The organism is Pseudomonas sp. Pseusp97, assembly GCF_047304025.1.
In the GTDB taxonomy this organism is placed as follows: Bacteria; Pseudomonadota; Gammaproteobacteria; order Pseudomonadales; family Pseudomonadaceae; genus Pseudomonas.
Map to the genome: position 1 here is coordinate 1 of NZ_JBGLYK010000223.1, position 8,970 is coordinate 8,970.

8 protein-coding genes and 2 pseudogenes are annotated in these 8,970 nt (G+C 64.1%); 4 read left to right on the forward strand and 6 right to left on the reverse strand.

Translation table 11 applies throughout. The features are described from left to right. Both ACCC94_RS24860 and ACCC94_RS24865 read right to left on the reverse strand, forming a co-directional pair. Positions 1 to 220 (reverse strand): annotated as a pseudogene (locus ACCC94_RS24860) (hypothetical protein); the annotation flags it as partial. 256 nt (positions 221 to 476) lie between these two features. Next, complete coding sequence (locus tag ACCC94_RS24865) at positions 477 to 1,268, reverse strand: crotonase/enoyl-CoA hydratase family protein (protein ID WP_413352285.1); 792 nt, start codon at positions 1,266 to 1,268, stop codon at positions 477 to 479. A 302-nt stretch (positions 1,269 to 1,570) separates the two neighbouring features. Between ACCC94_RS24865 and ACCC94_RS24870 the strand changes: the two are divergent. Continuing rightward, positions 1,571 to 3,303 (forward strand): annotated as a pseudogene (locus ACCC94_RS24870) (DEAD/DEAH box helicase). A gap of 160 nt (positions 3,304 to 3,463) precedes the next feature. Here ACCC94_RS24870 and ACCC94_RS24875 read toward each other — a convergent pair. Next, positions 3,464 to 4,234, reverse strand: coding sequence for a DODA-type extradiol aromatic ring-opening family dioxygenase (locus ACCC94_RS24875; protein WP_413352286.1), 771 nt, complete (start codon positions 4,232 to 4,234; stop codon positions 3,464 to 3,466). Positions 4,235 to 4,487: 253 nt separating this feature from the next. Here ACCC94_RS24875 and ACCC94_RS24880 point away from each other — a divergent pair, with 253 nt between their 5' ends. Beyond that, entirely contained in the window at positions 4,488 to 4,682 is a 195-nt protein-coding gene (locus tag ACCC94_RS24880) for a hypothetical protein (RefSeq protein WP_413352287.1), read from the forward strand. 11 nt (positions 4,683 to 4,693) lie between these two features. Then, a complete protein-coding gene (locus ACCC94_RS24885) occupies positions 4,694 to 5,410 on the forward strand; it encodes a thiopurine S-methyltransferase (RefSeq protein WP_413352288.1) in 717 nt (238 codons plus the stop codon). On the opposite strand, the gene htpX is transcribed toward ACCC94_RS24885, so the two are convergent. The 3 genes from htpX to ACCC94_RS24900 form a co-directional block, all read right to left on the reverse strand. Beyond that, positions 5,407 to 6,282 carry a protease HtpX gene (htpX, locus tag ACCC94_RS24890; protein ID WP_024766954.1) on the reverse strand — a complete coding sequence of 292 codons (876 nt, stop codon included), beginning with the start codon at positions 6,280 to 6,282 and terminating at the stop codon, positions 5,407 to 5,409. The two genes, ACCC94_RS24885 and htpX, sit on opposite strands and share 4 nt — an antisense overlap. A 171-nt stretch (positions 6,283 to 6,453) precedes the next feature. Further along, positions 6,454 to 6,894, reverse strand: coding sequence for a hypothetical protein (locus ACCC94_RS24895; protein ID WP_413352289.1), 441 nt, complete (start codon positions 6,892 to 6,894; stop codon positions 6,454 to 6,456). Between the two features lie 27 nt (positions 6,895 to 6,921). Then, positions 6,922 to 8,133, reverse strand: a complete 1,212-nt coding sequence (locus ACCC94_RS24900) for a pyridoxal phosphate-dependent aminotransferase (protein ID WP_413352290.1) — start codon at positions 8,131 to 8,133, stop codon at positions 6,922 to 6,924. A 291-nt stretch (positions 8,134 to 8,424) separates the two neighbouring features. On the opposite strand from ACCC94_RS24900, the gene msrB reads away from it, so the two are divergent. Then, the gene (gene msrB, locus ACCC94_RS24905; protein ID WP_413352291.1) at positions 8,425 to 8,820 is read left to right on the forward strand and encodes a peptide-methionine (R)-S-oxide reductase MsrB; all 396 of its coding nucleotides are present in this window, start codon (positions 8,425 to 8,427) and stop codon (positions 8,818 to 8,820) included. Positions 8,821 to 8,970: the final 150 nt, after the last annotated feature.

Genomic DNA, 8,970 nt, shown 5'->3' on the forward strand with positions numbered 1-8,970 from the left:
CTCCAGTCCCGCCGGTGCCACCGGTGCCGCCGCCGGTACCGCCACTGCCGCCACTGCCATCGCCGCCCGAACCGGAGCCGGAGCCGGAGCCGGAGCCATCGTCAGTACTGCTGCTGTCGGAAGAGCGGTGGTGACTGCTGCCGCCGTGGCTGCTGCAACCTTGCAGGGACAGGGCAACGACAAGAAGGGAAAGTGCGAAAACGCGGATCGGGCCTGACATATCGAATTCCTCCATGAGAACGTCAGTCAGCGTGCGTCCCGGTCGGTATCCGGCGAGCCGCTGAGCTGCTCTGGAGTCAGTTCTAGAGGTTTGTTTCCAGGCGCGAAATTGGAACTTGTATATAGTCGTTTTGTGAAAAACAACTCACTGATTTTTAAGGGGAAACTAAAGAATTAAGACCGTTTTGCCAGTATTTTTAATACCTTGGATATAGCGCTTTTCGCACGATGGTTCCGTTTGCTGCCTGCGCAAGCGCTCATTTGCCCTGGAATCGGCCTTCGCGGCGTTCCAGCATGGCGTTCAACCCCTCCTGCGCATCCGCGGTGGACAACAGTTCGCTGGCCATCGCCGGCAACAGCCTTGCGGCCGCTTCTTCGCCTTCGTCGAGGCTGCGACGCGCCGAGGCAAGGGTGGCGCGGATACCCAGCGGTGCCTGGGCGGCGACTCGCTGGGCCAGCCAGAGCGCACGGGGCATCAGCTCTTCCGGCGCGGTGACTTCCTGCACCAGGCCGATGCGATAGGCCTCGTGGGCATCGAAGGGGTCACCGGTGAGCAGCCAGCGCATGGCATTGCCCCAGCCGGCCACCTGGTGCAGGCGCAAGGTGGCGCCACCGAAGGGGAAGATGCCGCGCTGCACTTCGAGCTGGGCGAAGCGCGCATTGCTGGCGCACAGGTTGATGTCGGCGGCGAGCATCAGCTCGATGCCCAGGGTGAAGCAGTAGCCCTGGGCGGCCACCAGCAGCGGTTTGGTCAGGCGCCGTCCGCCGAAGGTTCCCCAGGGATCGGCCGAGCCTTCGGGCATGCTCCAGCCGGTGCGGAAGGTCTCGCCGATATTGGCCAGGTCCAGGCCGGCGGTGAAGTGTTCGCCATGGGCGAATACCAGGGCGCAACGCAGGTCGTCGTCGCGCTCGTATTCGCCGAAGGCCAGCACCAGCTGGGTGAGCATCTCCAGGTCGAAGGCGTTGCGCTTGTCGACCCGGTTCAGGCCCAGCAGCAGGACGTGGTCAAGGCGTTCGACAGTGATGCGCGGTTCGCTGCTGGCGGTCATCGGCGGGCTCCGGTCAGGTGGCTTGCACGGTATAGCCGGCGGGGCGGGGGTTGTCCACGCCATGACCGTTCGCCGGCCTTGTTCCGAAAAGAAACACATTGGTCAGGAATTTCCGGTATGATACGCGCCGGCCAAACGCTGGCCTCGTTTCGGATCCCGCATTTTTCCGCAGCTTCAGGCTCGGTCTGTGTGTCCGCAGTGCGGACTTCCTTGACGCATTCTTCCAATCTTCATTTCGCAAATCCCCGCTTCCAGCTGCCTGGGTGACTTCATTGTCGTACAGGGCATGCGCAGCTCGGCTATTGGGTCTTTGCGGATGTACTTAGAGGCAAAACCCATGACCCAGGAAACCGCCGGCTTCGCCGCGCTCGGTCTTCACCCCAGTGTTCTCGCTGCTATTGCTGCTGTCGGCTATGAAGAGCCGTCGCCGATCCAGGCCCAGTCGATCCCGGTGATCCTCGAAGGCCACGACATGATCGGCCAGGCCCAGACCGGTACCGGCAAGACCGCTGCCTTTGCGCTGCCGATGCTGTCGCAGATCGAGCCGAGCCGCCGCGTACCGCAGGTACTGGTGCTGGTGCCGACCCGTGAGCTGGCCCTGCAGGTTGCTACCGCTTTCGAAACCTATTCCAAGCAGATGCCGGGCGTCGGCGTCATTGCCGTCTACGGCGGCGCGCCCATGGGCCCGCAGCTGAAGGCTCTGCGCCAGGGCGCTCAGGTCGTGGTCGCCACGCCGGGCCGCCTGTGCGACCACCTGCGCCGCGACGAAAATCTGCTGTCCACCATCAAGAGCCTGGTGCTCGACGAAGCGGACGAAATGCTCAAGCTCGGCTTCATGGATGACCTCGAAGTGATCTTCGAAGCCATGCCGTCCAGCCGCCAGAGCGTGCTGTTCTCCGCGACCCTGCCGGCCTCGATCCGCAGCATCGCCGAACGCCACCTGAAAGAGCCCAAGCACGTCCGTATCGCTGCCAAGACCCAGACCGTCGCCCGCATCGAGCAGGTGCACCTGATGGTCCACGCCGACCAGAAGCCGGCCTCGATCCTGCGTCTGCTGGAAGTCGAGCAGTTCGACGCGCTGATCGGCTTCGTCCGCACCAAGCAGGCCACCCTGGACATCGCCGAGCTGCTCGAGCGCCAGGGCTACCGTGCTGCCGCGCTGAATGGCGACATGCCGCAGGCCCAGCGTGAGCGCGTGATCGAGTCGCTGAAAGACGGCTCACTGGACATCGTCATCGCCACCGACGTCGCCGCTCGCGGCCTGGACGTGGCGCGCATCACCCACGTACTGAACGTGGACATGCCGTACGATCCGGAATCCTACGTACACCGTATCGGCCGTACCGGCCGTGCCGGTCGTGAGGGCCGCGCCCTGCTGCTGGTGACTCCGCGCGAGCGCCGCATGCTGCAGGTGATCGAGCGTGTGACCGGCCAGAAGGTCGGCGAAGTTCGCCTGCCGGACGCCGAAACCGTGCTCGAGGCGCGCCTCAACCGCCTGGCCACCGGCCTGCAACCGCTGCTGGCCAACGCCGTTGCCAGCCGTGGCGCCGTGCGTGACGAGCTGTGCCGTCGCCTGGGTACCGACATGGACACCCTGGCCGCCGTGCTGCTGGCCAAGCTGACCGAAGGCAAGGCGCTGGACCTGGAATCGGTCCGCCGCGAACAGCCGCTGACCCCGGCCGCCCCGCGTGAGCGCAGCGACCGTTACGAGCGCGGCGAGCGTGGCGATCGCCCCGAGCGCGGTGATCGTCCGGAGCGCAGCGGCGAGCGTCGTCCGATGGCTGCTCCGTCGGAAGGCAAGGCCCGTTGCCGCACCGCCCTGGGCGCCCGTGACGGCGTACAGGCGAAGAACCTGCTGGGCGCCATCCTCAACGAGGGCGGCCTGTCCCGCGAGGCCATCGGCCGCATCCAGATCCGCGAGACCTTCAGCCTGATCGAGCTGCCGGAAGAGAACCTCGACCGTCTGCTGACCAAGCTCAAGGACACCCGCGTCGCTGGCAAGGCCTTGCGCCTGCGCCGTTATCGCGAAGACTGATTCGTCAGCCCCGTGCATGAAAAAGCCCCGCCATTGGCGGGGCTTTTTCGTTTCCGGGGGGGGCTTTTCTGTAGGAGCGAGCTTGCTCGCGAACCATTTACCGGAAACTCCAGTGCAATGGGGTTTGCGAGCAAGCTCGCTCCTACGAAGAGCCATTTGTTCAGCCGAAGCGGTAGATATCCATCCCCAGCGCGCCGAGCGTGAAGCCGGCGTGCTCCACCGTCATTGGCGACCCGCCCGCGCCGCGGGCGAAGTACAGCGGCAACAGGTGCTCGTCGCGCGGATGGTTGCGTACTGCGTGCGGCGCCTGCTGGCGATAGTCGAACAGGGCGGCTTCGTCGTCGGCCTCCAGGCGCTCCACCATCCAGTCGCGGAAGGCCTTGGCCCAGGGCGTGATGACCTCGGGGCCGGCATGCCAGTCCAGCTCGCCCAGGTTATGGGTGATGCTGCCCGAACCGATCAGCAGGATGCCTTCCTCGCGCAGCGCACGCAGCGCCACGCCGATGCGGTGCTGCATGGGGGCGCCGAGGCGGCTCGGCAGCGACAGTTGCACGACGGGTATATCGGCGTCCGGGTACATCAGGCTCAGCGGGACCCAGGTACCGTGGTCCAGCGGGCGCTGCGGATCGAGGGTGGCGGACAGGCCATCGTCGGCCAGCAGCTCGGCGGCTCGCCGGGCCAGTTCCGGCGAGCCGGCGGCCGGGTACTGCACCGCGTAGAGCTCCGGCGGGAAGCCGTAGAAGTCGTGCCAGGTGTCCGGCTTGGGCGATGCGGTGATACGCAGGTCGGGGGTTTCCCAGTGGGCGGAGACCACCAGGATGGCCTTGGGGCGCGGCAGCTCTTGCGCCAGGCGCTTCAAGGGAGCCTCGCTGGCACCGGGGTCCAGCGCCAGCATGGGAGAACCGTGGGAGATGAACAGGGCAGGGAGCATGGCGAACCTCGCTACTTGAATGACTCCATGTTCCCGCGGCTAAAGATCGAAATCCAGTATAGGTTTTTGACAGTAATGATCGTCCAGCTCGATTTATTGCTGGGAAAGGATTCCCCTGGACCGCATCGCTGTGGAAGTGCGAACTCGGTTGCAGAGTCATGGAGCCAGTCGCCATAGAGCGCATTGGCAGGATGTCAGTCGGACGATGCGTTAGAGTTTGCGGAAATTTCCGAAACAGATGGCGAATTCGGCTATGCAGAAAGTTGAACAAGTCCTGGTGCTCGAACTCGGTGACTGCCTCCGTCTGGAGGACGGCACCGAGATCTGCGTGCAGCGGGTGCGCGGTGACCAGGTCCGGCTGAAAATACTGGAGTCCGGAGAGCGCCAACGCGAGCGGCGCGGCACCTGGTGGCGCTGGCTGTTGCCCCGCGCGATGCGAAGTGTTTGAACAGGTGACCTATGCAGCATGAATTCTGGCAGTCGCGCTGGGCGCGCAATCAAATCGGTTTCCATCAGCAGGCGGTGAACCCCGGCCTGCAACGGCACTGGCCGAACCTGCAATTGCCCGAGGAGTCCCAGGTGCTGGTGCCGCTGTGCGGCAAGAGCCTGGACATGCTCTGGCTGGCGCAGTGGGGGTACCGCGTGCTGGGTGTCGAATTGGCCGAAAGGGCTGCCGTCGACTTCTTCGCTGAATTGGGTGTCGTACCGCAGATCACTGAGGAAGGCGCGCTGCGCCGATACAGCTACGAGCGCCTGGAGATTCTCCAGGGCGATTTCTTCGATGTCACGCCCGCGCAGGTGGCTGGCTGCAGCGCGTTGTACGACCGCGCAGCGCTGATCGCCCTGCCGCCGGATCTGCGCGCCGACTATGCGGTGCATCTGCAGCGCATCCTGCCGTATCAGGCGCGCGGGTTGGTGATCAGCCTGGAATACCCGCAGGCCGAGATGGATGGCCCGCCGTTCGCCGTGCTGGCGGATGAGGTGCGCGCGCTCTTCGCCGAGGGCTGGGCGATGGAGGAAGTGGAGCGCCTGGATGTGCTGGCGGACAATCCGAAGTTCCTCAAGCGCGGCGTCAGCAACCTGGACGAAGTGGTGTTCGCGCTGCGTCGCGGCTTAATTGCAGGCAAGAAAAAGGGCGGCCCGCGGGCCGCCCTTTTTTATCGCCTTGAAGCTTAGCGGCCGGCGGCGCGCAGGGCTTCGATGCGGTCTTCCAGCGGCGGGTGGCTCATGAACAGGCCGGCGAGGCCGTGCTTGAGGTTGCCGTTGATGCCGAAGGCCTGCAGCGAATCGGGCATCTGCACCGGCACGCCCTGTTCGGCGCGCAGGCGTTGCAGGGCTGCGATCATCGCGCCGGTGCTGGCCAGACGGGCGCCGGCTTCGTCGGCGCGGTATTCGCGTTTGCGCGAGAACCACATGACTATGATGCTGGCGAGGATGCCCAGGACCAGCTCGGCGAAGATGGTCGCGACGAAGTAGCCGATGCCCGGACCGTCCTCGTTCTTCAGGATCGCCTTGTCGACGAAGTTGCCGAAGATGCGCGCGAAGAACATCACGAAGGTGTTCACCACGCCCTGGATCAGCGCCAGCGTAACCATGTCGCCGTTGGCCACGTGGCCGATCTCGTGGGCCAGCACGGCTTTCACTTCTTCAGGCGAGAAGCGCTCCAGCAGGCCCTGGCTGACCGCGACCAGTGCGTCGTTGCGGTTCCAGCCGGTGGCGAAGGCATTGGCCTCGTAGGCGGGGAAGATGCCCACTTCCGGCATCTTGATGCCGGCCTCGCGGGACAGCTCTTCCACGGTCTGCAGCAGCCACTGTTCATGGCGGGTGCGCGGCTGGCTGATGATCTCGGTGCCGGTGCTCATCTTCGCCATCCACTTGGAGATGAACAGCGAAACCAGGGAGCCGGCAAAGCCGAAGACGGCGCAGAAAATCAGAAGGCTACCGTAATTCTGGCCGGTGAAACGGTCCACGCCGAGCAGTTTCAGGGTGATGCTGGCGATCACCAGAACTGCCAGGTTGGTGGCCAGGAACAACAGGATGCGCATCATGGCGTAAAGCTTCTCCTCACGGTGACATGGGCAAAACCGCCTGGGAACGCGGCTTTGCGGATCGCCGGGCACAGGCGGCCACGGGATCGCTGAATAGTATGCGGGGTATATACGGTTGGCCCCCAGGCGATTCAACTCGGGGACTATTTCAACTTGTGTCGCCTGCGCGGACTAGGGGCGCCCGAGGTCGCTTTCGAAGAGTAGACGTGTCAGCCGCGCGATGCGTTCCCCGTGCCGGGCTGCGAGGGCTTCGCGCAGCTGGTTGGCCAGCGTGGCCTGGTCGCGGCGCACGCTGGGCGGCAGTTCCTCGCCGTCGCGCACGGCGTGGGGGACGATGCGGGTCAGGCGCAGAAAGGCCTTTTCGCTGAGAACCGCCTGGTCCAGCGCTTCGTAACGAATGGTTGCCTCGAAGCGCAGGTAGCCCTCGTCGGCCAGCCACAGGAGCGCACCCAGGCAGCTCTGGTGGCGGGTACTGGGCAGGCCGAACTCGTCCGGCTCTTCCCGGCCGATCAGGTCCTCGACGTAGAGGGCGATCTTGCGCGGGAAGGCCTGGTAGAGCGTCAGCAGGCCGGAGGCGGCATCCTTGTAGAAGTCGTCGATCTGCAGGTCCATTTATGCGCTGGGATTCACTGGCGATGATTATTGGCGATAGCTTTTCAGGAAGTTGCCGATGCGTCCGATGGCCTGTTCCAGGTCATCGACACGCGGCAGGGTAACCACCCTGAAGTGATCCGGCCAGGGCCAGTTGAAAGCGGTGCCCTGAACGATGAGCAACTTCTCGGAAAGCAGCAGGTCGAGGACGAATTTCTCGTCGTTGTGGATCGGACAGACCTTCGGATCGATGCGCGGGAAGGCATAGAGCGCGCCCATGGGCTTGACGCAGCTGACGCCGGGAATGTCGTTGAGCAATTCCCAGGCGCGGTTGCGCTGTTCCAGCAGGCGTCCGCCCGGCAGGACCAGGTCGTTGATGCTCTGGTAGCCGCCCAGTGCGGTCTGGATCGCGTGCTGGCTGGGCACGTTGGCGCACAGGCGCATGTTGGCCAGGATGTCCAGGCCCTCGATGTAGCTCTGGGCCTTGTGCTTGGGCCCGGAAATGGCGATCCAGCCGGAACGGAAGCCCGCCACGCGGTAGGACTTGGACAGCCCGTTGAAGGTCAGGCAGAGCACGTCCGGCGCCAGCGAGGCGGTGGAGATGTGCTGGGCCTCGTCGTAGAGGATCTTGTCGTAGATCTCGTCGGAGAAGATCACCAGGTTGTGCTGGCGGGCCAGCTCGACGATGTCCAGCAGCACTTCCCTGGAGTAGACCGCGCCGGTGGGGTTGTTCGGGTTGATCAGCACCAGGGCCTTGGTGTTGCTGGTGATCTTCGCCTTCATGTCGGCGACGTCGGGGAACCAGCCGGCCAGCTCGTCGCACAGGTAGTGCACCGGCTTGCCGCCGGAGAGGGCGACCGAGGCGGTCCACAGCGGGTAGTCGGGCGCCGGGATCAGCACCTCGTCACCGTTGTTGAGCAGCGCCTGCAGGGCCATGACGATCAGCTCGGAGACGCCGTTGCCGAGGTAGATGTCCTCGATGCCGACGCCTTCCACCTGCTTCTGCTGGTAGTACTGCATCACCGCCTTGCGCGCGCTGAACAGCCCCTTGGAATCGCTGTAGCCCTGGGCAGTGGGCAGGTTGCGGATGACGTCCTGGAGAATCTCGTCCGGCGCCTCGAAACCGAACGGCGCCGGGTTGCCGATGTTCAGCTTGAGGATGCGGTGGCCTTCCTCTTCCAGGCGCTTGGCGTGCTTGAGCACGGGCCCGCGAATGTCGTAGCAGACGTTGGCGAGCTTGTTCGATTTGGTGACCTGCATGATCTGGGATTCCGAAATAGTCCGCGGCCGGCGACTTGGCAGGCTGTAACGCGGGTGACAGACTGGCGTCAAATGAGGGGTTCGGAAGTGCTTTTCCCTGGTGTCGACCCTGAAAATCGACAGGAAAACAGTGGATTTCTCGAAAAAGTAGAGTTTTTAAGGCTTTTCTATCGCGAGAATGTCTCTGTGCGGCAGATTCTGAACCTGACGTTAACCACGCGCATCATACGTGCGGCCCGATTCCCGGAAAAGGAGGCATCGGGCATTTTTTCCATTAATGGAGGCAGATCGATGGAAAAGCTGGAAAAGCCCCTGGAATCCTGGCGTGACGAACTCACCGACGAGCAGTTCCATGTCTGCCGCCTGGGCGGCACCGAACGCGCCTTCACCGGCGAATACCACGACACCAAGACCCCGGGCATCTACCACTGCGTGTGCTGCGGCACCGCGCTGTTCGACTCCGATGCCAAGTACGATTCGGGCAGCGGCTGGCCGAGTTATTTCCAGCCGGTGAACGGCGAGGTGGTCAAGGAGCTGGAGGACTTCAGCCACGGCATGCACCGCATCGAAGTGCGCTGCGGCAAGTGCGATGCGCATCTGGGCCACGTCTTCCCCGACGGCCCGCGGCCGACTGGGCTGCGTTACTGCATCAACTCGGCATCCTTGAAGCTGGTGCCCAAGGAGTGACCCAAAGGCCCGCCATCGAGCGGGCCTTTTCTTTGGGGCTTTTTTCTTTGGGGCTTTTCGTAGGAGCGGGGGGTGGGGGGGGGAAAGAAACGGGGGGGGGGGCCGGGGGGAAACATGGGGGCGGACGGGGGGAGGAAAAGTATAGATTTT

What these genes read in the sequence shown, in the direction of transcription:
- ACCC94_RS24900 (WP_413352290.1), bottom strand. Translation starts at nt 8,133, where the DNA reads ATGCAGGTCACCAAATCGAACAAGCTCGCCAACGTCTGCTACGACATT.
- ACCC94_RS24875 (WP_413352286.1), bottom strand. Translation starts at nt 4,234, where the DNA reads ATGCTCCCTGCCCTGTTCATCTCCCACGGTTCTCCCATGCTGGCGCTG.
- htpX (WP_024766954.1), bottom strand. Translation starts at nt 6,282, where the DNA reads ATGATGCGCATCCTGTTGTTCCTGGCCACCAACCTGGCAGTTCTGGTG.
- ACCC94_RS24895 (WP_413352289.1), bottom strand. Translation starts at nt 6,894, where the DNA reads ATGGACCTGCAGATCGACGACTTCTACAAGGATGCCGCCTCCGGCCTG.
- ACCC94_RS24885 (WP_413352288.1), top strand. Translation starts at nt 4,694, where the DNA reads ATGCAGCATGAATTCTGGCAGTCGCGCTGGGCGCGCAATCAAATCGGT.
- ACCC94_RS24880 (WP_413352287.1), top strand. Translation starts at nt 4,488, where the DNA reads ATGCAGAAAGTTGAACAAGTCCTGGTGCTCGAACTCGGTGACTGCCTC.
- msrB (WP_413352291.1), top strand. Translation starts at nt 8,425, where the DNA reads ATGGAAAAGCTGGAAAAGCCCCTGGAATCCTGGCGTGACGAACTCACC.
- ACCC94_RS24865 (WP_413352285.1), bottom strand. Translation starts at nt 1,268, where the DNA reads ATGACCGCCAGCAGCGAACCGCGCATCACTGTCGAACGCCTTGACCAC.